26 protein-coding genes are annotated in these 23215 nt (G+C 58.6%); 3 read left to right on the top strand and 23 right to left on the bottom strand.

What is annotated here, in order from left to right:
• The 8 genes from IEX40_RS14400 to IEX40_RS14365 form a co-directional block, all read right to left on the bottom strand.
• Window positions 1-1005: an ABC transporter ATP-binding protein gene (locus IEX40_RS14400; RefSeq protein WP_188749494.1), complete on the bottom strand. Its 1005-nt coding sequence runs from the start codon at window positions 1003-1005 to the stop codon at window positions 1-3.
• Between the two features lie 4 nt (window positions 1006-1009).
• Entirely contained in the window at window positions 1010-1960 is a 951-nt protein-coding gene (locus IEX40_RS14395; protein WP_188749493.1) for an ABC transporter permease, read from the bottom strand.
• Window positions 1960-2937: an ABC transporter permease gene (locus IEX40_RS14390; RefSeq protein ID WP_188749491.1), complete on the bottom strand. Its 978-nt coding sequence runs from the start codon at window positions 2935-2937 to the stop codon at window positions 1960-1962. The genes IEX40_RS14395 and IEX40_RS14390 overlap by 1 nt, the downstream gene beginning before the upstream one ends.
• 127 nt (window positions 2938-3064) lie before the next feature.
• Window positions 3065-4618: an ABC transporter substrate-binding protein gene (locus tag IEX40_RS14385; protein WP_188750107.1), complete on the bottom strand. Its 1554-nt coding sequence runs from the start codon at window positions 4616-4618 to the stop codon at window positions 3065-3067.
• 283 nt (window positions 4619-4901) lie between these two features.
• Window positions 4902-5303, bottom strand: a complete 402-nt coding sequence (locus IEX40_RS14380; protein WP_188749490.1) for an MAPEG family protein — start codon at window positions 5301-5303, stop codon at window positions 4902-4904.
• A gap of 62 nt (window positions 5304-5365) precedes the next feature.
• Window positions 5366-5602: a helix-hairpin-helix domain-containing protein gene (locus IEX40_RS14375; RefSeq protein ID WP_188749489.1), complete on the bottom strand. Its 237-nt coding sequence runs from the start codon at window positions 5600-5602 to the stop codon at window positions 5366-5368.
• A 106-nt stretch (window positions 5603-5708) separates the two neighbouring features.
• The gene (locus IEX40_RS14370) at window positions 5709-6212 is read right to left on the bottom strand and encodes a hypothetical protein (protein ID WP_188749488.1); all 504 of its coding nucleotides are present in this window, start codon (window positions 6210-6212) and stop codon (window positions 5709-5711) included.
• A gap of 103 nt (window positions 6213-6315) precedes the next feature.
• Window positions 6316-6786 (bottom strand): hypothetical protein, encoded by a 471-nt coding sequence (locus IEX40_RS14365; protein WP_188749487.1) that lies wholly within the window; start codon window positions 6784-6786, stop codon window positions 6316-6318.
• Between the two features lie 139 nt (window positions 6787-6925).
• On the opposite strand from IEX40_RS14365, the gene IEX40_RS22170 reads away from it, so the two are divergent.
• Window positions 6926-7051: a hypothetical protein gene (locus IEX40_RS22170; RefSeq protein ID WP_268235793.1), complete on the top strand. Its 126-nt coding sequence runs from the start codon at window positions 6926-6928 to the stop codon at window positions 7049-7051.
• 692 nt (window positions 7052-7743) lie between these two features.
• Here the strand turns inward: IEX40_RS22170 and IEX40_RS14360 are convergent.
• From IEX40_RS14360 to norR, 3 genes are all read right to left on the bottom strand, one after another.
• Window positions 7744-8199 carry an SRPBCC domain-containing protein gene (locus IEX40_RS14360; RefSeq protein ID WP_188749486.1) on the bottom strand — a complete coding sequence of 152 codons (456 nt, stop codon included), beginning with the start codon at window positions 8197-8199 and terminating at the stop codon, window positions 7744-7746.
• A 172-nt stretch (window positions 8200-8371) separates the two neighbouring features.
• Window positions 8372-9337, bottom strand: coding sequence for an HPP family protein (locus tag IEX40_RS14355; RefSeq protein ID WP_229680773.1), 966 nt, complete (start codon window positions 9335-9337; stop codon window positions 8372-8374).
• Window positions 9330-10904: a nitric oxide reductase transcriptional regulator NorR gene (gene norR / locus IEX40_RS14350; RefSeq protein ID WP_188749485.1), complete on the bottom strand. Its 1575-nt coding sequence runs from the start codon at window positions 10902-10904 to the stop codon at window positions 9330-9332. Before norR ends, IEX40_RS14355 begins: the two co-directional genes overlap by 8 nt.
• A 170-nt stretch (window positions 10905-11074) precedes the next feature.
• Between norR and hmpA the strand changes: the two genes are divergently transcribed.
• Window positions 11075-12250, top strand: a complete 1176-nt coding sequence (gene hmpA / locus IEX40_RS14345; protein ID WP_188749484.1) for an NO-inducible flavohemoprotein — start codon at window positions 11075-11077, stop codon at window positions 12248-12250.
• A 134-nt stretch (window positions 12251-12384) separates the two neighbouring features.
• The gene (locus IEX40_RS14340) at window positions 12385-13467 is read left to right on the top strand and encodes an SPM autocatalytic domain-containing protein (RefSeq protein WP_188749482.1); all 1083 of its coding nucleotides are present in this window, start codon (window positions 12385-12387) and stop codon (window positions 13465-13467) included.
• Window positions 13468-13500: 33 nt separating this feature from the next.
• Here the strand turns inward: IEX40_RS14340 and IEX40_RS14335 are convergent, their stop codons facing one another.
• The 12 genes from IEX40_RS14335 to nifA form a co-directional block, all read right to left on the bottom strand.
• Window positions 13501-13827 carry a DUF3144 domain-containing protein gene (locus IEX40_RS14335; protein WP_188749480.1) on the bottom strand — a complete coding sequence of 109 codons (327 nt, stop codon included), beginning with the start codon at window positions 13825-13827 and terminating at the stop codon, window positions 13501-13503.
• On the bottom strand, window positions 13817-14032 hold the full coding sequence (locus IEX40_RS14330; protein ID WP_188749479.1) for a hypothetical protein: 216 nt from the start codon (window positions 14030-14032) through the stop codon (window positions 13817-13819). Before IEX40_RS14330 ends, IEX40_RS14335 begins: the two co-directional genes overlap by 11 nt.
• A gap of 29 nt (window positions 14033-14061) precedes the next feature.
• Window positions 14062-14328, bottom strand: coding sequence for a BolA/IbaG family iron-sulfur metabolism protein (locus tag IEX40_RS14325; RefSeq protein ID WP_188749477.1), 267 nt, complete (start codon window positions 14326-14328; stop codon window positions 14062-14064).
• Entirely contained in the window at window positions 14328-14645 is a 318-nt protein-coding gene (gene grxD, locus IEX40_RS14320) for a Grx4 family monothiol glutaredoxin (RefSeq protein ID WP_188749475.1), read from the bottom strand. Before grxD ends, IEX40_RS14325 begins: the two co-directional genes overlap by 1 nt.
• A 14-nt stretch (window positions 14646-14659) precedes the next feature.
• Window positions 14660-15406: an ankyrin repeat domain-containing protein gene (locus tag IEX40_RS14315; RefSeq protein WP_188749473.1), complete on the bottom strand. Its 747-nt coding sequence runs from the start codon at window positions 15404-15406 to the stop codon at window positions 14660-14662.
• A complete protein-coding gene (locus IEX40_RS14310) occupies window positions 15375-17006 on the bottom strand; it encodes a SagB/ThcOx family dehydrogenase (protein ID WP_188749471.1) in 1632 nt (543 codons plus the stop codon). The genes IEX40_RS14315 and IEX40_RS14310 overlap by 32 nt, the downstream gene beginning before the upstream one ends.
• A gap of 4 nt (window positions 17007-17010) precedes the next feature.
• Window positions 17011-17622 carry a nitrogen fixation protein NifQ gene (locus tag IEX40_RS14305; protein WP_188749469.1) on the bottom strand — a complete coding sequence of 204 codons (612 nt, stop codon included), beginning with the start codon at window positions 17620-17622 and terminating at the stop codon, window positions 17011-17013.
• Window positions 17622-18047: a thioredoxin domain-containing protein gene (locus IEX40_RS14300; RefSeq protein ID WP_188749467.1), complete on the bottom strand. Its 426-nt coding sequence runs from the start codon at window positions 18045-18047 to the stop codon at window positions 17622-17624. Before IEX40_RS14300 ends, IEX40_RS14305 begins: the two co-directional genes overlap by 1 nt.
• A 34-nt stretch (window positions 18048-18081) precedes the next feature.
• Window positions 18082-18360, bottom strand: coding sequence for a 4Fe-4S binding protein (locus IEX40_RS14295; protein WP_188749465.1), 279 nt, complete (start codon window positions 18358-18360; stop codon window positions 18082-18084).
• Between the two features lie 11 nt (window positions 18361-18371).
• On the bottom strand, window positions 18372-19880 hold the full coding sequence (gene nifB, locus IEX40_RS14290) for a nitrogenase cofactor biosynthesis protein NifB (protein WP_188749464.1): 1509 nt from the start codon (window positions 19878-19880) through the stop codon (window positions 18372-18374).
• Window positions 19881-20106: 226 nt separating this feature from the next.
• On the bottom strand, window positions 20107-21333 hold the full coding sequence (locus IEX40_RS14285; protein WP_188749462.1) for an EAL and HDOD domain-containing protein: 1227 nt from the start codon (window positions 21331-21333) through the stop codon (window positions 20107-20109).
• 275 nt (window positions 21334-21608) lie between these two features.
• Entirely contained in the window at window positions 21609-23210 is a 1602-nt protein-coding gene (gene nifA / locus IEX40_RS14280) for a nif-specific transcriptional activator NifA (RefSeq protein ID WP_268235801.1), read from the bottom strand.
• Window positions 23211-23215 lie beyond the last annotated feature (5 nt).

The following is a 23215-nucleotide window of genomic DNA, read 5'->3' as shown; positions in this document are numbered from 1 at the left end:
TTAGTTCGCCTCCTCGACACGCTGTGCAGCGGCTTCCTCGAGTTTCATCTTCGCCACCAGATGGCAGGCCACGCGACAACCGCCGGAGCTGGTGAACTCCGGCAACTGGCTCCGGCATACCTCCATCACATACTCGCAACGGGGGTTGAACGCACAGCCGGCCGGGATCTTCTGCAACGGCGGCATGGAGCCGCGGATCTGGTTCAGGCGCTGGCCCGGAATCGCCATCTGCGGCAGCGCGTTCATCAGTCCCTGGGTGTAGGGGTGCTGGGCATCGTTGATGATCTCCCGCGTCGGGCCCTGCTCGATAATGCGACCGGCATACATCACCATCGCCTGCTTGGTCACCTGCGACACCACGCCTAGATCGTGGGTGATCAGAATCAGCGCCACGTTGTTGCGCTCACACAGCTCCAGCATCAGGTCCATGATCTCGGCCTGAATGGTCACGTCGAGTGCCGTGGTCGGCTCGTCGGCGATTATGATATCCGGGTCCATCAGCAGACCGATGGCGATGACGATGCGCTGACGCATACCGCCGGACAGCTCATGCGGGTACTGGTCAAAGCGCTTCTCCGGTGACGGGATGTACACCTGCTTGAGCTTCTGCAGCGCGATGCGCTTGGCATCCTGCTGGCTGATCTTACGGTGCGCGCGCAGGCACTCGACCATCTGCTGGCCGATGGTCAGCACCGGGTTCAGCGTCATCATCGGATCCTGGAAGATCATCGAGATGCGATTGCCGCGGATCGAGCGCAGTTCCCTGGCCGACATCGCCGCCAGGTTGCGCCCTTCAAACAGGATCTCACCGCCGGCGATATAACCGGGGCGCGACAACAGGTTCAGGATCGAGAACCCGAGCACCGACTTGCCGGCACCGGACTCGCCAACGATGCCCAGGCGCTCGCCGCGCTCAAGGGTGAAATTGATATCGCGCAGTGCGCTGACCTCGCCACTGCGCAGGCCAAAACGGACTTCAAGATTGTTAACTTCCAACAGTGCCATCGTCTTACCCCTTGTACAGCTTCGGGTTAAGGACATCGCGCAGCCAATCGCCGAGCAGGTTCATCACCAGCACCAGCGCGATCAGTACGCCGCCGGGAATCACCGTAATCCACCAGGCGCCCGAGAAGATGTACTCGAAACCGCTGGAGATCAGCGAGCCGAGCGAGGGCTGTGATACCGGCATACCCAGGCCGAGGAATGACAGCGACGCCTCAGAGATGATCGCGTTGGCCACCTGCACGGTGGAGATGACCAGAATCGGCGACAGCGTATTAGGCAGTATATGCCGGAACATGATCCGTGCCGGGCGCAGGCCGATAACACGGGCGGCGTCCACATACTCCTTCCTCTTTTCCGCCAGCACCGAGGCGCGGATGGTACGCGCGTACTGCGGCCACTCGGCGATGCCGATCACCAGGATCAGCATTAGCATCGCCAGGCGCTGATACAGCTCGGTACCGAAGGTGGCCTGGAACACGGCCAGCACCACGATCGCCACCATCATGGTCGAGAATGACAGCTGCACATCGGCAAAGCGCATCAGCAGGCTGTCGATACGACCGCCGAAGTAACCGGCCAGCAGACCGATCACGATACCCAGCGCTGCCTGCAGGGCCACGGCGCAAAGCCCGATGGTCAGCGAGATCCGGGTGCCGTACAGAATGGTGGACCAGAGATCACGACCCTGGGCGTCGGTACCCAGCCAGAAGGCCGGGTCGCCCCCCTCCTCCCAGCTTGGCGGCAATTCGGAGTTCAGAATGTCGATCTGAGCCGGGTCATAGGGGTTGAACGGCGCCAGCAGCGGGGCCAGCAGCGCCATCAGGGCAAAAGCCACAAATACCAGCAGGCTAAGCTGGGCGACACGGTCGGTGACGAAGCTGTGCCAGAGGTGGCTGTCACGCAGGCGCTGCCAGGCGCTGGGACGGGCCTCGAGTATATCTACTTGTTCAGTCATCACTTCTTACCTGTCAGTTTGACGGTCGGGTTCACCAGACCGTAGATCAGGTCGACAAGGGTATTGGTCACCACGAAGATGGCGCCGACCACGATCAGATAAGCCACGATCAACGGGGTATCGACACGGTTGACCGCCTCCAAGAACAGGAAGCCCATGCCGGGCCACTGGAATACGGTCTCGGTCAGGATGGTGTAGGCCACCATGGTGCCGATCTGCACGCCACCCACCGTGATCACCGGCAACATGGTGTTCTTCAGCGCATGCAGGAAATAGATACGGCGCGGCGCCAGGCCCTTGGCCCAGGCGAACTTGACATACTCGGACTGCAACACTTCCATCATCTCGGCACGGATCAGACGGATGAACAGCGGCAGCATGATCGACGCCAACGAGATGCACGGCAGTATCAGGTGCTGCAGACCATCGACGGTCAGAAATCCGGTTTCCCAGGGACCAAGCACCGGCTCGGTCTCGCCTCGGCCGAAGGATGGCATCCAGCCGAGATAGATCGAAAAGAAGTAGATCAGGCCAATGGCAGTGAGGAACACCGGCACTGAGATGCCGACAATACTGAACCCCATCACCGCCCGAGAAAACAGGCTGTTGGGCTTGATCGCCGAGTACACACCCAGGGGAACCGACAGCAACACGATAATCAGCGTCGCACCAAAAACCAGTTCGATCGTGGCCGGCAGCTTGTGCAGAATCACCTGCAGCGCCGGTTCCTTGAAGAAATAGGAGGTGCCCAGGTCGCCGTGCAGGGCTTTAACGGCGAAGCGGCCATACTGCACCAGGAAAGGATCGTTCAGGCCCATTTTCTCACGCAGCACCTGGCGCTCCTCCTCCGATACCGACTGGCCCACCAGTTCGCGTAGCGGATCGCCCAGATTATCCTGAATCGAGAAGCTGACCAGGCTGATGATGAACATCACGATAATCGCCTGAACGAGGCGTTTGATCAGAAAAGCAATCATGGTTTTTCAACCTCGAGGCATATGGCTGCCCTGCCACATACCGTCTGTTGGAAAATAGGGGCGCCGACAGGCTCCCCCTTGTACGGCGTGGAGGATGCCGACAGCTCCCCGCCGGCACCCCGGAGTATCACTCCTTGATGACCAGGTCCCCGAGGTAGGGGAAGTTCATCACGTTGAGCACGGGCGCGATATCAACCTTCTTGCTGGCCCCCCAGGCCAGATCCTGCCAGTGCAGCGGTACGAAGGCCGCGTCTTCATAAAGGCCACGTTCGATGGATTGCATGATCTCGGCACGCTTGGCGCTGTCGGTCTCGACGTTAGCAGCCTGTACCAGCTTGTCCAACTCCGGGTTGCAGTAGTTTCCGGAGTTGTACTGGCCAGCACCGGTATCCGCGTTCGGACACATGGTCAGGAACTCGTAGAAGTTGTTGGAATCCTCGGTATCCGCATGCCAGCCGATCATCATGATATCCGCTTCACGGGCATCGAACGCCGGCCAGTACTGCGCTTTCGGTACCGTCTTCAGATCCACCTTGATGTTGATGCGTGCCAGCATCGATGCCACCGCCTGTGCGATCTTGGCATCGTTCACGTAACGGTTGTTCGGTGCCATCATGGTGACGCTGAAGCCCTTCTCATAACCGGCCTCCTTCATCAGCTGCTTGGCCTTCTCCAGGTCGTAGCGCGGGGTCAGGCTTTCGTCATAACCGAGGTAACCTTTCGGACTCAGCTGACCGGCCGGAGTGGCGAACCCCTTCATGATCTTGTCGACGATCCCCTGCTGGTTGATCGCATAGACCACGGCTTGGCGCACACGCTGATCCTTGAACGCCTCGACACGGTTCTGGTTGAGCTGGAAGGTGATGATGCGGGTGCCGCTCATGGTGACCAGATCGGTACGGTCGCTGTTGCGGATCTGGTCCAGGTCGGTCGGCGGCACCGGCGCGATGAAGTCCACATCTCCGGACAGCAACGCAGCCACACGGGTCGGCGCCTCCTTGATCGGCGTCAGTACGATATCATCGACGTTGCCCGGCGAGTTGCTGTCCCAGTAGTTCGGGTTGCGCTTGAACTCGACCTTCACCCCCTGCTGGCGATAGGCCACGGTATAGGCACCGGTACCCGATTCATTCTTGGACGCGAAGGAGTTGCCGCCCTTGACGATCGCATCCTTCGGCTTGCCGCTCTCATCCTCGCCGGTGTAGAACTTGCTGTCCATCGGGAAGATGTAGGTCGCCGCGTTCAGGATCAGCGGATAGGGCGATTTCGACACCAGATCGACGGTGTGGTCATCGACAACCTTCAGCTCGGCAAACGGCTCGAAGATCGCCTTGAAGTCGGCGGAGTTTTTCAGGCGGTTGAAGGTAAAGGCCACGTCCTGCGCGGTCATCTCATTACCGCTATGGAACTTGACGCCCTGGCGCAGATGAAAACGCATGGTCAGATCGTCGACCCACTCCCAGCTTTCCGCCAGACGCGGCTCAAAATCCAGATCCTTGGTCCAGCGAATCAGTGGATCGAACACCATGTGGGAGAGCTGGAGGGTACCGCCGGACAGCTGCTCCTGCGGATCGAGTGAAACGGGATCGGCGTCGTAAGCCATCTTCAGCGTGGCAGCCTGCGCACTCATCATGCCGAGGCTGAGTACGGCACCGGCCAGTACTGAAACTGTTTTCTTCATCATTTCGGTTCTGTTCCCAAGTTTTTGTTATGAGGCTTTTAAGCGAACAGAAGGCACATTAGTCGATCGGCACAAGGGGACCAATCGAAATTACAACTAGGGCTATACGCGGGCCGTATGATGGCTATATAAAGTTTTCGAATAGCGGCCTAAATGCGGGGCGGCAGCATCAAAAGATGCTCAATGATTAGCGGCTCCCGAAGCACTTTTTACCAGTGTGTAATCGAAGTCGCAGTAGCGCCGCAGCTTGGGGTCGCTGCAGGCGCTTCCAAACACTGCCTGGCTATGACCCGTAAGCGCTGTAGGCGATCAAGAAAATATAGATACAAGCAAACCACCCGACCGCAAATACTATGCTGCGCAAAGCTGCCAGATCAGCTGCGTACATTATTGGGTGAACCACTCTCGATGCCAAAAAGAGATAGGCTGGTGCAGATAACTTATCCAAGTCCACTGGCGACGCGACCGCGATTAATGTAACTGCCGCAAAGAAAATCAAAGCCTCCCAAGCGTTTTTTTGTGCTGCGACCACCCGCGCGCCTGCACCGGTAAGCACCGCCTGCTGCTCTCTAGGGCGATGATTATCAAATTTACCAAGTTCAGAAACTCTAAAATAACCCCCTGCGACCGCAAGCAAAATTGGCAAAATTGAAACAAAAAATAATACTAAAAAGATATCTGGCATAACATTTCCTTAAAAATAACGCCTGGCTTTGGGGCGGAGCTGAAGCCGCTTGAGATCTACATCTAAAAACCTTGCCTCGCCCTTTCTATTGCAGACTTGACCGCCGACAAGGCCTGAGGACTATTCTTCCAACAAGTAGTTCTAAGCATAGACGCCACTCGTTCAGCAATTTCTTGCGGCTCATAGTTCACCAACTCAGCAAAGGAATCTATACCTATTTCCTCAAAACGCTTAACTACCGTAGGTCCAACACCCTTTACTTCGAGTAGTGCAGCTTTTTCTGATTCACTGAAGGGCATATCGGTACTCCTTAAACCACATAACGCCTGCCAATGGGGCCGAAGCGTAGCGCCCGCGAAGTGAAGGTCCCATCTGCGACAGCGGCGTACATCAGTTTTTTAGAAATCAACGTGTTTGATACCACTCTAGTACCTCACCGGCCTCAGTTTGCGAAATTTCGATAATTAACTCAGCATGCTCATACTGCCCAACGGCCACTGCGATCAAAGCAAGTGCCGCTCTAGTAAGCTCTGAGTTAGGGTGTTGAGTGGCTACCTGAAGAGCCATAGTTGCTAGTTTTGATATTGCATTGTGATACCAGGTATCTAGATCTATGGGAACAGTCATTCCCTTTTTGTGTCGCAAAAATTCAATGGATGCCGGGAGTAGGAAGAAGCTTAAAGTTGCTTTCTCAGGAGCTTTTTCTAGTGTGGCAACGATCTCAGGGATAGCTACAAGGGAAGCAGAATAGGTATCGTCCTGGTGGCATAGAGAACTCCAAAGCGAGAACCAAGGCTCTTGATCATATGACGCCTCAGCTGAAAACAACTCAAGTTGTTTAAGAAGAGCTGGAATATCTCCGGCGTCTCCGTAAGCGTGCTTTAGCTCATTCCAATTGATGTCCGGCACCTGCGTTCCTTAACTTTATTTATAACGCCGCATACAGGGGCGGCCAAAAAAGCGCAGCCTTTTGGACGCCCCTGCGACCAACGGGAGCGACTGCTGTGCCTTGTTAACTGAATAATCTGGAAAACACATTACGCCTTTTACCAATGGTTTTATAACCGAAGTAACGTATCGGAGAAAGCTTCGAACCTGATATGCCTTCACCTGCATTTAATGCTCGATTTATAGCGTCACACTCCGCGCTCCTGGTCACAATGCTGTTAAATATACCACTTAGCTCTTGCTCATGGTGATAAATAATAGACGCCAGTTCTATACCCATCGCATAAATCGGCTCTTCTTTGTAAGGATAAAGTTTATCTGACCCATTAATCATGTACGAATCAGGAAATTCCACTTGTAAATGATCTGCCAACGCGACGCGACAAAAGGCACTAGGGAAAAACGCTGAGATCCGCTCTGCTGTTTCCCTTTCAATACCTAACTCTTCTATCGCCTTGCAAATATGAGCATCTCCTGAATCTTTTAACTCGAGGAAGATGGGCAATATTTCTTTGATTTTGGCTTGATCTATCATATTCAATTAACGCCGTTATAAATTGCCGAAAGAAGCGTAGCGTATTGAGGTCAATTTGATAACTTTGTTAAGCACGTTTTCCCAACCCCATAACCAACGCCTTGTCTTTGACTGGAACAACTATATAAAGATGTTTACCATGAAACTTAGAGTTAGCGTCGAAGACTACAGCTTCACCCGTTTCCAGAGGATCAACCTCTGGGTACAGATCTCGGTAGCTCATCTGAATGTATTCGACAATATCCCATACAAACATATCGAATAAACCGTCCTCGCCGACCTTCAACTGTTCCTTCAGACATCGCTTCAATAGAACCTCGATATCAGCATACCCAATAGAACTCCTATTCGAAACAGACGTATCGGTGTTCGTACGATTGAGATGTGCAGCTAGACTACTTTCAATATTTCCTTCGATAGGAATCGTATATGACCAGAAATCGGAACAGTTACCACTCATCCGTCTAAGCGAATGAAAGTACCCGTCCAGAATTAGAGAAACTGATTCGATATCCATATATAGAGTGCTTAACAGCCTGTTAATGGGGCCTGCGGCCCCATAATAATTATTAGGGGGTATACCCCTTAATTCCACTGTGCAATCCCCCAATACCGTTAACACATTGATAAACAAACGATTCTTTAACGCCTGTCGCCAGATCGCACGAATTAAGGGGTATGTTCTCTCGACCCCGATCAGCCCAGAGGGTACAGACACGTCTGAACGAAACATCAGCACGACATTGAATCAGTCTGTTACTCTGCAAAGAATAAAATTGGAAACCATAGAATTGCGGAGCGGGGAAAAGAGAATTTTCGCGCCTCATCATCCTGATCATCCGGCTGCGTCACCTGAATGGCTCGGGTGGACTGTAAATTCGGATTACGCGGCGGGTACTCCAATTACCCGCCGAGTCTGACTATAGCCCAAGTCTCAAGATGGCGACAACGTTCTGATTAGGTTGTGCTTTCTGCCATTGCAGCCAGTTGCTCCGCTACCGCTGTCCACCCTTCGGTAAAACCCATCGACTGGTGCTTTTCCATATCTTCTCGGCACCAGTGACGCGAACTGGCAGTGTAACGTGTGCCCTCTCCTTCAGACTGGATCTCGAAACAGCCAACCATAAAGGCTTGTTGCGGGTTCCACTGGCTATCGAGGGCGTCGGTAAATACAAAGCGTTCGCCTGGGGTCACTTCAAGCAATACCCCCTTACCGGAAAATCGCTCCCCGTCCGGCCCCAGCATAGTGGTATTGAACGCTCCTCCCGGGCGCCACTCGATGGCGTCGATCTGCACCCGCCAGGGTTTCGGACACCACCACTCCTGCAGACGCTGGGTCATCACCTGCCAGACCGTCTCTGGCGAGGCCGCGATATAGCGGCTGATCGAGAGTTGGTAAGGTGCTTCGGGCATGCTGGGCTCTCCTCTTTGCCACACGCTGTTTGCGCATGTCCATGTTTCGTGGCCTACCCCATACTGGGCCGGATACTGATCACGGATTAAAAGTGGTTCAGCTTGACGCTAATGGCAAGGAGGAAACAAAGCTGACAGCAGACTCTCTGCAGCCTTGTCGGGTGCTACCTTACTAGTTCCGGACACGGACCCAGCGCTCGCCGGTGTACTCGACCGGGAATCTGGCCCAGTCTCGGAACTCGCGCAGGGTGCAGGCGCCGGTGGCGTAGCTGCCGGCACCGGCCACGGTCTTGAACACCAGCCGGTCGCGCTCCGACGTCATGCTGTCCGGTCCGTCGAGGATCTGGCGCACCGCCCACTGCGAGCCGAGCTGGCCGTTGCTGTAGTGCGCGCCGATAACCAGCTGTTGCGGGTTATGCTGCGACTGGGCGGCGTGCTCCAACGCCAGGTCGAACAGCTCCGCCAACTCTTCTGAGGTCACGTCCACATAGGAGTTGATCTGCTCCATCGCCGCCGCCAGATCTTCATGGGTCAGCATACTGCTTTGACGATGCATCGGCGCTACCGTCGGATGTGCAGGGCGACGTGCCAGTGCCGCGGGATAGCGACGCCAGTAGAACAGGCTATTAAACAGCAGGGCGACGGTCAGCAGGCCGATCAGGTTGAGCAGCACCGGGGTCAGCAGAAACGCGTAACCCAGCTCATGGATCGCATCGCCACCGATCACGGCGGCCAAGGCGGTGGCACCGGCTGGCGGGTTTATGCAGCGCAGGTAGTGCATGGTAGCCACCGACAGGCCCACCGCCAACGCCGGCGTCAGCGGGTGATCCGGTAACAGCGCCTGGCAGCTGACGCCGATAAAGGCGGATATCAGGTGCCCGCCCACCAGCGGCCAGGGCTGTGACAGGGCACCATGCGGTACGGCGAACAGCAACACCGCCGAGGCTCCCATGGACGCCAAGATCAACCGGCTTCCGTCCGGGCCCAGATACCAGCTCGATATCCAGTAGACGCCCAGCATACCCAGCAACGCTCCAAGGCCTGAGATCAGTTTTTCGCTATGGCCGGTGGTGTTGTCGCCAACGCCGAGCAGCACCAGCAGTTTGTCGTACACCCGCTTGTTGGTCTGCTCAGGCACCGCTTTTAACCTCCGCTACGTCGATCTGCAAACGCTTCAGCAGGCGATTGAAATTTCCCGGATCCAGTCCCAGCTCCCGAGCGGCAGCGGCACGATTGCAACCACACTTGGCCAGGCAGTCGATCACCAGATCGCGCTGAAAGCTGTCGGTCGCCTCGCGCAGAGTCCTAGTCTCGGTCACGAAGGTGAAGTTGTCATCCGTGTTGGAGGGGGCCGCCTCAATGGCACGCTCCTGGGGCAGGTCGAGCAGATCGGCGGTAAGGCTCAACACCCTCCCACCAGCGCCGGAATCGGCTTTCAAACGCAATACGGCGCGGCTCAACAGGTGCTCTAGCTCGCGCACGTTACCGGGCCAGTCATAGCACAGCAACGCTTCACGGGCGCTGTTATCCAGCCTCAGGGCGTGCAACCCCAGGCGGCGCCGGTTCAACTCGAGAAAGTGACCGGCCAGGCGTAGGATATCGCGGCCACGCTCACGCAGCGGCGGCACCTGGATCGGGTAGACGCTGAGACGGTGGTAGAGATCGGCGCGGAAGCGCCCCTGTGCCACCTCCTGCGCCAGATCGCGGTTGGTCGCCGCAATGATGCGCACATCCACCTGATGGAACTGGTCGCTGCCGACCCGCTGCACCTCGCCACTCTGCAGCGCGCGCAGGAGCTTGGGTTGCATCGCCAGAGGCATCTCGCCGATCTCGTCGAGAAACAGGGTCCCGCCCTGCGCCAGCTCGAACTTTCCGGTCCGGGCACCGGCCGCGCCGGAAAAGGCGCCACGGGTATGGCCGAACAGCTCGCTCTCGACCAGGTTTTCCGGCAGCGCCGCGCAGTTCACGTACACCAGCGGGGCATCGGCACGCGCCGATGCTGCATGCAGATGGCGGGCGACCAACTCCTTGCCGACACCGGTTTCGCCGGTAATCATCACCGACAGGTCAGAGGCCGCCACCACATCCAGCTCGCGTAGCATCGCCTTGATCGACGGGCTGTCGCCGATAATGTCGGTGCGCCCCAGGTCAGCAATCAGCACCTGCGCCACCTCGTGCTCACGGTTAAAGCGTTTCTGCAGGGAGTGAATCAGTTCGGAAACGCGGATGGAGGCCTCGGTCAACCGCACGAAGGCTCTCAACTCAAGCGGATCGATCCCATCGAATGCACCCGGTGCCAGCGCATCCAGTGTCAGCACGCCCCAGGGCAGCTCGTCGATATAGAGCGCCACACCCAGACAGTCGTGAATATGCAGCGGCTCCTCCACCGCATCGATCAGTCCGTCATAGGGATCGGGCAGCGCGGAGTCGGCCGGGAAACGTACCGGCTCCCGGCTCATCAGGATATGCGCGAAGCGGGGATGCTCCTCGACCACAAAAGCGCGGCCTGCGGTGTCATCGGACAGCCCACGGATGGCGAGGGGGAGCAGTACCGAATCCTTCAGCCGCAGCAGCGCCGCGGCATCGCCGGGGAAGGCTTTCAGCAGCGCCTCCAACAGACGCTCGAAGCGTGTCTCCGGTGCCATCTGGCTAGACAGATCCGCGACCACCGAGATCATCGAGTCCGCCATGGAAAAAACAGTCATTTCAACAACCTGCTTGTTATTTTAACAACACTTAACCGAGGTCAATTTAACAATGCATTTATAAAGATGCATCTATTATCAAGCTTTTTTGATGCCTGGCACGATATCCGCATATGACGACGCAAACAACAACTACCCCATATCGGGGAGGACACCCAGAGGAGCTAGTTATGCTGTCGAGCCAGAGCCGCGAAATCATCGCTGCCACCCTGCCTGCCGTTAAAGAGCACGCACGCGATATCACCGAGGTGTTTTACCCGCTGATGTTCAGTCGCTACCCGCAGGTGAAGGCGTACTTCAACCAGGCCCATCAGGAGAAGGGGACCCAGCGTCAGGCGCTGGCCAATGCGGTTGTCGCCTATGCCAGCAACCTGGATCGTCTGGAGCTGCTCGGCGATGCCGTGTCCCTGATCGTGCACAAGCACGCCTCGCTGAACATCCTGCCGGAGCACTACCCGATTGTCGGCGAGTGCCTGTTGGCCGCGATCAAGGAGGTGTTCGGCGATGTGGCCACCGATGAGGTATTGAATGCCTGGGGCGAGGCCTACCAGCAGCTGGCGGATATCCTGATCGGCGCCGAAGAGAGCGTGTACCAGGCCAACGAGCAGAAGCCGGGTGGCTGGCGTGGCGAACGCGAGTTCCGCCTGGTGCGTAAGGAGCGCGAAAGCGAGGTGATCACCTCCTTCTACTTCGAGCCCAGCGACGGCCAGCCGGTCGCCGAGTTCCTGCCGGGGCAATACACCAGCCTGGTGCTGGAGATCGACGGCGAAACCACCCGTCGCAACTACTCCCTGTCCGACAGCCCGAACACCCCCTACTACCGGATCAGCGTCAAGCGCGAGGCCGGCGGCCGGGTATCCAACTACCTGCACGACACGCTGAACCCGGGTGATCGGGTCCGGCTGACCCCGCCCTGCGGCGACTTCGTGCTCAACGACAGCGACCGTCCGCTGGTGCTGCTTTCCGGCGGCGTCGGCGTAACGCCGACCATCAGCATGCTGCGCCCGGCACTGGAAAAGGGCCGCGAGGTGCATTTCATCCACGGCGCCCTGAACAGCGCCTGCCATGCGTTCAAGGGCCTGGTCGACAAGCTGAAGGCGGAGTACGACAACCTGCATGTCAGCTACTGCTACAGTGAGCCCCTGCCCCATGACCAGGAGGTAGCCGCAGGCTTTTTCGACCAGCAGCGTCTGGCGTCGCTGTTGCCGCTGGAGAAGAGCCCGGATGTCTACTTCCTCGGACCCAAGCCGTTCATGCAGAGCTGCTACCAAAGCCTGAACGCGCTTAACGTGCCCAAGGAGCAGATCCGTTACGAATTCTTCGGCCCGCTCGAAGAACTCGCCTAAGCTTTAGCGTAATTGGGCTGGCCATCCCTCCCCTTGTGGCCAGCCCTACCGCCGATAAAAAGCCCCTCTTTCCTGCTTAATAATTAACCAGCCCTGCCGACAACTTCGACTCTGTTCTTCAACTGTCAATAACCATGATCATCAGCAGCAGCCAGATCGGCATGAGCGCCGCTCACCACCGCCAACATCAGGTACACGAGCGAGAATCCCTGCAGCGGTTTGAAACCGATGCCCAGGGTAATGTCCGTGCAGCGGGCAGCGTCACCCGTGATAACACTCAAGCGGATCTGCGGCTTGAGGCCTCGGCGCTTACCGCCCGCATCGAGCGCCCTGCGTCACAGCCGGTATCGAAGCCGAACGCGGTGGAAACGGAACAGTCCGACGAGGATATCGATACCACCGAGCCGCGTATCCGCCTGCTGGCCGCCATCGTCAGCATACTCAGCAACCGTGAGGTCGAGCTGTTCGATGCCCGACAACTGACCGCCGATACCGACGCGGTGACGGCTGAGCAGCCGAACAACTCTCCCCCGCCCTCATCCGCCCCGGGCCAGACCGGTATGCGCTATGAGTGGAGCCGGGAGGAGTCTATATCGGAATCCAGCCGTTTCTCCGCTGTCGGCAAGCTGACCACCACAGACGGGAAAAGCATCGATATCAAACTGCAGTTGCAGATGGAGTACAGCCACACTGAACGCGAGAGCCTGGTGATCAGCGCCGGTGTGCAGATGAAAGACCCGCTGGTGATCAACTTCAATGGCAGCGCCGCCGAGCTTAGCGCCGAACAGCTCAGCTTCGATATCGATGCCGACGGCGAGCTGGATCGCATCAACGCCCTCTCCTCCAACAGCGGCCTGCTGATGCTGGACAAAAACGGCGACGGCAAGGCAACCGACGGCCGCGAACTGTTCGGCGCGCTGAGCGGCAACGGCTTCGCCGACCTCGCGACTTACGACGAAGACGGCAACGGTTTTATCGACGAGGGTGACAGCGTCTACGCTCAGCTGAAGATCTGGATACAGGGTGCCGAAGGCGCGGATCAGTATGCGAGCCTGAAAGACAAGGATGTCGGTGCGATCTACCTGGGTTCGGTCAGCACACCCTTTACACTCTACACCGAAGGCAACGAGTTACGTGGCCAGATCCGCTCAAGCGGTCTGTACGTAGGCGAAAACGGGTCGGTGGGTACGCTGCAGCAGATCGACCTCGTGGTATAACCAGGCCGACACTGCTGCACGCCAGAATGCCAATCAGTGAGCCGTTCCGGCTGACGCCTCTTCGGCAGCTTCTCCCATGTACAGGTCGAAGTTGGCGATATAGTCGGCCAGGTTGCCGTCGAAAAGCTGACGGAAGCGATCGGTGAAATACTCCACCGCCTTGTCACGCTTGTCGACCAGCTCCTCGGCCTTGGTTACGCTACCTGCGGCGATGTAGGCGTTGAAGCGTGCCGCAGCGTAGATGAAAGCCACGCCCATCTTGTGATCGCCGTATTTGCCGCCCATCTCGTTGGCGATCTCGATCAGTTTGTTGGTCGCTTCCACGAACTCGTCGTCGAACATGTTTTCATCAGTACTCATGGTGACTCTCCTGATCCATCAATTTACGCTGAAAGGTGGACTGGCGCCCGATCGACAGATGGCGATGGCGGCAATAGCGCCCGGCGGCCAGCAGCATGGCGATGCGAGCCAGCCCACGGCCGAGACCGCTTTGGGACTCATGGGCCAGGTGTTCAAACTGATCCAGTGCCTGGATCGGATTTTCGTGTGCGCTAACCTGTTTCATCGCTATCACCTCGATGGTTTATATCGGTATCAGCATTCGAGCTGTACCAGATAGGTGTCTTGCAATTCGGCAAACTGCGCCGGCGTATAGGCTTTGATCGTCAGCGCATGCAGCTGACCGCTCTTGAGTTGTTGTTCGAACAGGGTGAGGATCCCCTTCTGGCGTTGCATCAGGTTCTGCCCCTCGAAGGTGTCGCTGATGATCGCCAGGGTGAAACTGCACTCTTCACCGCTGACATCGATCTGTGCATCCGGCAGCGCCGATTGCACGATCGCTTCCACGTCACTGGTCAGCATCAGGCACCTCCAACGGCGTCCAGCATCGGCTTCAGGCTGCCGTCTTCGACCATCGCCACGATGACGTCGCTGCCGCCGATCAGTTCACCGTTGATGAACAGCTGCGGGTAGGTCGGCCAGTTGGAGATACTCGGCAGCTTCTCGCGGATGAACGGCGCTTCCAGCACGTTGACGAAGGCGTAGCTGTTGCCGAGCCCCTTCAACGCCTCGACCGCATTGCGGGAGAAACCGCACTTAGGTTCATCCGGCGTGCCCTTCATGTAGAGCAGTACGGCGTTCTCAGCCAGTTGCTTGCGGATCTTCTCTTCGGTGGTCATAGCCTGTCCTCTGGTTACTGGCCAACCGCAATGCGGGTTGTGGCCATCAGCAGTTTCATGATTTGGCGGCTGCTGGCGACATCCAGTGCGGAAAAGTCGTCCAGCGTTCTCAATTCGGTGTCGGCTCCGGCGGCCAGCAGCATCTCGACCATCTCGCGCTTGCCCGCAGCACTGGACCAGATCAGCGGGGTAGCCGCGTTCAGGTTCTGGTTGTCGACGTTGACGCCCTGGCGGATCAGTTCGCGCACGGTGTCGGGGCTGTCGGCACGGCAGGCGAACCAGAGTGCGTTGTTACCGTCATCGTTGCGCCGGTTCACATCGGCACCACGGGCGATCAGTTGTGCCACCTCCAGGCTGTCGCCGCGATGGGCCGCGACCATCAACTGAGTGAGGCCGTGATCGCCGGGCTGATCGACACTGTTGTTCACGCTGCTTACACTCAAGCTACTTTCTCCTTCTCCACTCAACGCTATCCAGGCGGCGAAGCCCCCGGCCAGGCTGTAGCTCTGTTCGAAGCCGAACTCTCTGAACATTCTGGCCATCTCGATACTGCTGCTGCCCTGGTAGCAGTAGATCACCACGGTGCGCTCACGCGGCGTGCGCATCAGCAGCGACGTCATGTTGCGATCATTCAGGTGCAATGCCTGCGGCAGGTGAGCCTGGTCGTAATCCAGCTCCTGGCGCAGGTCCAGCACCAGTACCTCGCCCCGGTCCAGAAGCGATTCAACCTCAGCGATGGAGATCTGTAGAGATTCCAACATCTGCCACCTCACGAAGATGGTGATAACCGGACAGACCGGTTACCCGCGAATCCTGCTTCCCTTCACCCAGTGCGAATCCATACACCACCTGCATCGTCTCGCCCTCGATGCCGAGCAGTTCATGCACGGCATCGTCGAAGAAACAACCGATGCCGGTACCGCTCAAGCCCAGGGCAGTGGCACTCAGGTAGAGCGCCTGACCCAGCACACCGGCCTCGTGGTAGAGCTGCTGGTATCCGGCCAGTCCCTGCTGTTCCAGCGGCGTCTGATACTCCGCCAGCATCATCAACGTGCAGGCGCTCGCCGCCGCGATCATCTGGTTACAGCACAGCTGGGCCGCCGCCTTGCGGGTATTCGCGGTTTTCAGCTGCATCAGTTGCACGCCACTCACCAGCCGGACCGGCTGCCACTCGGGCCAGCGCGTGATCGCGCTGTGCATCAGGATTTCACCCTGTTCCGAACGCGGCAGCAGATAGATCCCCGGTTGCACGCCCTCTACGCCGTGTACGAACAGCAGCAGGTGCAGCTGGGCCGGGTTTAACTGCATCCGGCTCTGCCCCGCGAGCAGTGGCTGCAACAGCGCGCTGAACTCGGACTGGGACAGCACCCGCTCGTGGTTGTAGCCCTGGGCACTGCGCCGGTTCAGGATCACCTCGGCGGCCTGCCGCTCACCGAACCAGCTGGAGTCGGTCGCCTCTGCCTCAGCGCGAGTCGCGAGCTGAGCACTCGGTGTCGCGGTGAACGCTTGCGCCATGGTGCGACACTCAGGCCAGTCGTAGGGCGAGCGTGGGCCGAGCTTGCTCGGCGTACCGCTCCAGCCGGGCATCTGTTCGCACTGCTCGGCCAATTTCTGGTAGTTGGTAGTGGCCTGACCGATCCGGATCAGCAGTTCCGGGTACTCCGCCTCCACGCCGTGGTACTCGTCGCGGCGAATACCGGTCAATCGACACAGGGCCTGATGATCGATGCTCTCCAATTGCGCAGCCCAACCCAGCATCGCCGCCGAAGCCTGGCACTGGGCCAGCATATGGCCGGTATCGAGCAGGCAGTAGCGCAACCCCCGTTCGCCATACTTCCACGCCTCGCGCTGCAGCACCGAGGTCAGGATCAGACTGATGCCCGGCACCGCTTCGCTCGGCAGCGCCACACGCTGCTCCAGGCAGTGCGACAGTACATCGTAGTGGTACACCCCGGCGTCCCACGCCTCGGTCCTGGGCAGCAGCAGATAGAGTTCGGTCGGATGCAGGTTGCCGCTGGAGGGGTTGGCTCGCAGAGACCAGCGATCGGGCCCCAGCACCTTCCAGGCGGTCAATCCGCCGGCGTAGCGCAAAAAACGGGACAGTGACGCCAGATTCAGCGGCTGTGGCGCCAGTTCGACGCTGAACAGCACCTCCACCGGCACCGAATCGGCGCGGTCGTCCACCACCGGCAACGCGATACGCGGCGCGCCATCGAAGCGGCGGAATACATTGGGCTGATCGTCCCAGTCCAGAGTTTCCGGCCCCGGTGCGTAGCCATCGAGGCGGTGCTTACTCAGGCGATGGTAGGCGCCGAGCAGTTCCATCGCCTCACCGGTCACGCCAGAGTGCAGCCCAGTCATACGCTTACTCCTCGGGACCGAAGCAGTCGCTGTAGGCGCTGCACTGATCACAGCTCGGCGCACGGCAGACATAGCCGCCGCCACGCTCGCACAACTGTTTGTAGAAGAAGCGTTTCCACTTCATATCGCGGTCGTTGAGCGTTTTCAGCCCCGGATACGCGCTCTGCATCAGTTCGCTCAAGCTGGCACGGTCGGGAAAGCCCAGGTCGCGCCACAGATGATCGCCACCGAGACAGCCGGTCGCGACGATCAGCGACAGCTCGGGTGCTACTCCTGCCGCTCGATAGTCGTCCAGCAGTGCAACCAGCTCTTCACGCTCGTCATCACGCATCGAGCACAGCTCATCACGCATGGCAGAGCGGGTTTGAAGCAGGTGCGCCTCACCGGGGTTGGGCAGCAGACACTCCGCGGCGTCGCTATCGCACAGCGCGGGAAAGTGCTGCTCAACCAACGCCGCGAAACGCTCCGGTTGCAGCCCCAGGTTCAGGGGCAGACAACCCAGGCCCAGCCGGGGGCCCAGAATAAGGTGAGCGAGATGACGGTCGGTTTCTCCACCCGCCGCGACCGCCATCAATCGCTCGAACCGGCTCAATGTCTGCAGTGCCGCCAGTGCCATTAATTCACCCCCTCCGCCGCGCACGGGACTTGGGTATGGCTCTTGGGGCAGGTTTCGATATCCCCTTCGGGGAGCTGGGTCAGGCCGATCATGCGGTCAACCTGCTCAGCATCGAAACCCTGCAGACAGTGCCCGCCGAACTGCATCAGCGGACGTCGAATAAGTAGCGGATCGGCACAGAGTTGTGCCAGCACCGCATCAGGATCATCAAGATCGAGCGCCAGTTTGCCCGCCTTGAGATCAGGGTGACTCTTGTTGATCCAGCCTGCGGGCTCGGAACCGAGGAAGGGACGCAGGCTTTGCGGTGTCCACGCGCTGACGAGCAGATTACGTACATCAAGCTGATGTCCGGCCTGTTCGAGCAGCTGTTTCTGCTTACGGTTGTTGATACAACCGGGCTTTTCGTAGAACACCACCTGCGCCATGGAACCTCCTCGCCCTACACCCTTAGCTACACCCTTAGCGTGCCTGGATCTCGGCCATCGCCTTCTCCATCATCTCCGGCGGAATCCCGGTCAGAGAGCCCGGCGGGTTGATCGACTCGCCGGCTGCATCCAGGATTGCACCTTCGATCGGACAGATACTGGCGCACTGAGGGTCGGCGTAATCCCCTTCACACTCGGTGCACTTCTTGGCATCGATGAGGAAGTGAGGCGCCGCCTCGTAGATCGCCTCGCTGGGGCAGACGTCATAACAGGCCCAGCAGTTTACGCAGCTTTCAATAATGCTCAGGGACATAACGCACCTCCTCAGGCACTCATCTGACTGCTTTCACCTTTCGATTGATCCAGCCGGCCGGTGGCGATCATCTCTTCGTACACCGACATCACCGCCTCTTCGATCGGTTCCATGGCGTGCTCGCCATTGGGCTGGATACCCGCCTCCTCCAGCAGGCCCCAGGGCTCGAAGCCGATTTTGGAGCAGAGCACGACCTCGCAACCGGCCAGGGCGCGGATACTGCCGGAGAGCGCACTCTCCTTCTCGCCGCAGGTATCGTTACCGATGCAGTACTGGTCGACCTTGCGATGGCTGATGAAGCGCACGCCGTTGGAGGAAGCCTCGTAGATCAGGAACTCGGTGGCGTGACCGAAGTGCTGGTTGATCATGCCGCCACCACTGGTCGCTACCGCCATCAGAACCGGACGGAAGTGTTTGTTTTCCGCCGCCGGACCGCTGGGCACCTTGACCGCAGCCAGGGCTGCGCGCTTCTTCTCCTTCTCGGCCAGCTCTTCGGCGATGCCCTGATGGATCACCGCGCGCTTGACCATCGCCGCTTCGTAGTCGATATCCATCTGCTCGATCTTGTCCATGGTGAACTCGTCACCGCGGTCCTCGCCGAGCAGACCCACCGCATCGGCACGACACTGGCGGCAGTGGCGCATCATGTTCATGTCGCCGGAGCACTCGTCCTGCAGCTCCATCAGCTCTTCATTGCTCGGACCACGCTGCCCCATGACGCCGTAGAAGGTGCCATGCTCGGCTTCGGCGATCAGCGGCATCACGTTGTGCAGGAAGGCACCCTTCTGCTTGACGATGCGGCTCACCTCTTTCAGGTGCTGATCGTTAACGCCGGGGATCATCACCGAGTTGACCTTGACCAGGATCCCCTTGGCGACCAGCATCTCGAGCCCTTTCTGCTGCTGCTCGATCAGGATCTGGGCGCCCTTCTTACCGTGGATACGGCGGTTGTTCCAGTAGATCCAGGGATAGATCTGTGCCCCGATCTCCGGATCGACGCAGTTGATAGTGATGGTGACGTGGTCGATGTTGTGCTTGGACAGCTCCTCGACCGCCGCCGGCAGCGCCAGACCGTTGGTCGACACGCACAGTTTGATATCCGGTGCTTCCTCGCTGAGGCGACGGAAGGTCTCGAAGGTACGGTCCAGGTTGGCCAGTGGGTCGCCGGGGCCGGCGATACCGAGCACGGTCATCTGCGGGATATTGGCCGCGACCGCCTTGGTTTTCTTTACCGCCTGATCCGGGGTCAGCAGTTCGGACACCACGCCCGGACGCGACTCGTTGGCACAGTCATACTTACGGTTGCAATAGTGGCACTGGATGTTACAAGCCGGTGCGACCGCGACGTGCATACGGGCGAAGTAGTGGTGAGCCTCCTCCGAGTAGCAGGGGTGGTTGTGCACCTTTTGCTTGATCTCGTCGGGCAGATGGCTGAGTTGATCGTTGCTGCTTCCGCATGAGCTGGTTGAGCAACCGCCAGCGCTTTCGCTCGGTGTATCGTTTAGGACTGTCAACTCCATCGGTTTCACTCCTCTGCAGGCCTCGCGGCCGGTTATCAGATGCAGATCACCTGCTTGCAGAGTTAAGTGCAATCCTTAGGCCACACACTATCCATATGTTTTTAAAGGATTAATCGAAATAATTGGAGCTGATGGCTTGTATTGTGTGGGACAGATGCCGAGCAATTGTCATAACTACGACACGCGACTCGGGGTGGATTCGTGCGGATACCGGCCGGCTCCGGGGCTAGAGGAACTCGGACAGCATCTGCTGAACCTGCAACGTGACACGGCCATACTCGACGAGATCCTGAATCGGCAGCGCCTCCAGCTCCGGCTTCAGCTTCAGCGAGATTGCCTTCTCTATCGTCAGTGTTTGCGACAATAGCGCCCCGAGCGGTCCACTGTGCTCAAGCACCGCGCGTTCGATCTCGTCGTCGACATGTATCTCCTGCAGGAATAGCTCCGGGTCCACCGATAGCAGCACACCGACACCGGACAACAGGCCAACAAGGAAGGCATGCGAGGGATCCAGCATCTCATTGGTGCTGCGCATGGCAAGCGTGCGGCAGTATTCCGCCCGGATCAGCACCATGCGCGCCTTGTCCGTGGAGCTCAGCTTGATCGCCTCGATGATGATCGCCCAGCGCCGCAGATTATCCATGCCGAGCCAGATCACCACCTGCTGCAGCGAGTTGATCGGACGCGCCGCCCGGTACAATGGGCTGTTGACCACCTTGAGCAGGCTAACCGAAAGACTGGGATCCGCCGCAATGAGGTCGACGATACGCCCCGGCTCCGGCTCTTCGGCATAAAGCTCGCGGATCACCCGGGTCAGTTGCACCACATTGGCGGTCGGTTTCCTGCCATAGATATGAACGGGACGGGCCAGGAAATAGCCCTGATACAGGTCAAAACCGGCTTCGCGATAGGCGGCCAGCGTACGCTGATCCTCGACCTTTTCCGCCAACCAGCTCAGCCCCGGACGATGGAGTTGCTCCCGGTAATCGATAGCGTCCTGAAACCCGGTGTTCAACACATCGACCTTGACCACCGAGGCGTAGTCCAGCAGTGGCAACCAGGCCTCCTGAAAACCGAAGTCATCGAGCGCGAAACGAAAGCCGCGACTGTGCCAATCGGCCACCGCTTCGATCAATCGTCGATCGGGTTTGATGGTCTCGACCAACTCAATGACGACACGGGCGGGATCGATCGGGAAAAACGCCTTGGACAGCAGGAAGTCCGCCGACACGTTGATATACGCGGGCTGCTGGTAATGGTCGGTCTGCCGGGTGATGCCAGCGCAGAAGTTGAACAGGAGCTCGCTGGTGGCGCGAACCTCGCCCACCTCATCCGCTCGCTGGCCCAGGTCGTTGCGGTAGAGCAGTTCGACACCCGCAATACTGTCGCTACCGTCATATATCGGTTGCGAGGCCAGCAGAACGTTATTCTCATCAATAGGCGAGCGGGTCATCCCTGTTCTTCCTTATTCTTCTCATCTTGAGATCGTCGCCTGCCGGACAGAGGAGTACACGGCGGGACCATACAGAGCCGTATTTGCATTCTCGAAGATGCTATAACAGTCTGATTTTATGGGTATAGTTTAAGCGCGGAGTAAGCGGGAGTGTCAAGTGCAGGCAGCGGATTAGCCCTAATCTGCCGACAAAACATGAACTTGGGGTTGGCCGGATCGCATGGAGAGCCCATTGCGACCCGGCCGGAAAATGACACCGAGGGAAAGCGTGGGACTCAAATCTTCTTTACATCAATATTCATGGTCTGGATCCGATAGGCGATCTGTCGCGGCGTCATGTTGAGCAAGCGCGCCGCCTTGGCCTGCACCCAGCCGGCCTGCTCCAGTGCGGCGATCACCCGCTCGCGCTCATCCAGCTCTGGATCGTCCAGCGTGTGCCCCGGATCGGCCGGCATCGATACCGGTGCCGCCGAGAAGGAGCTGGCCGGCGCGCTCGGGCGCGGCATATCCAGACCCTGCAGGGACAGCGCCGATGGATCGATCTCGCCATCCTCGGTCATGATCGCCGCCCGCTCCAGCACGTTTTCCAGCTCGCGCACGTTGCCTGGCCAGCCATGCCCCATCAGTATGCGGATCGCCGCATCGGTGATGCTGAGTTTGCGCCCCTGGTTCTTCGACAGTTTGTCGAGCAGGAAGCCGCACAGCTCGGGGATATCCGCCTTACGCTCGCGCAGCGCCGGCAGATTGATCGGCATGATGTTGAGGCGGTAGTAAAGATCCTCGCGGAAGTTACCTTCACGCACCTCCTGTTCCAGATTTCGGTTGGTGGCAGCCACTATGCGCACATTGACCCGGATGGTCTTGTTGCCGCCGACCCGTTCGAACTCCCCCTCCTGCAGCACGCGCAGCAGTTTGGCCTGGAACAGGGGCGAGATCTCGCCGATCTCGTCAAGGAACAGGGTACCGCCATCAGCCTGTTCGAAACGCCCCTGGCGCATCTTCACGGCGCCGGTAAAAGCGCCTTTTTCGTGACCGAACAGTTCAGATTCGAGCAGATTTTCCGGCAGCGCCGCACAGTTCAGCTTTACGAAGCTGTTGTGGGCCTTGGGTGAGTTGTAGTGGATGGCAGAGGCGACCAGCTCCTTACCGGTGCCCGACTCACCGCGGATCAGCACCGTGGTGTCCCACTTGGCCACGCGCCGGATCTGATCGAACACCTGCTTCATTCCCGTGGTATGGCCGACCATCAGGTTGTCGAAGCCGAACTTGCCGCGCACGGCACGACGCAGCTCGTCGCGTTCGTCGGTGATATTGCGCTGCTGGGTCTGCACCTGAGCCAGCAGGCGCACCGCCTGCACGACCAGGTTCGCCACCATCTCCATGAAGCGCGACTCGTCGGAGAGGAACTCCTCCAGTTCCGACGCCGGTTGCGCACTCAACACACCGATCACCTCGCCGCTCTGGTCCTTCAGCGGCACGCCGATAAACGGCGACTCCCAGTCATACAGTGCCAGACGGTCGAGAAATTTCGGTTCCGATGACAGTTTTCTCAGTACCACCGGATGCCCGCTCTGCAGAATCGAGCCGATGATCCCCTCACCACGGCGATAGCGCACTGCGTTTTTGGCCTGCTGGACCATCTCGGAACTGCTGTGTACGGCACTGACGCAGAGCTCTCCCAGCTCCGGATCCATTAATGCCACCAGCCCGTGCTTCATGCCGCCCTCCATGTGCAGCACCTTGAGCAGCTCATCGAGACTGGCATTAAGATCAAGCGAACGGGTCAGCGTACGGCAGACGATACCGAGCACACTGAGCTGACGATCGAGCAGTTCGGAGCGGTTACGCGGGGTAAATATTCCCGGAGAATTCATCATCACCT

The sequence above is a fragment of the Marinobacterium zhoushanense genome, from assembly GCF_014641945.1.
GTDB lineage: Bacteria > Pseudomonadota > Gammaproteobacteria > Pseudomonadales > Balneatricaceae > Marinobacterium_D > Marinobacterium_D zhoushanense.
This window is presented reverse-complemented; position numbering and strand designations above follow the sequence as displayed.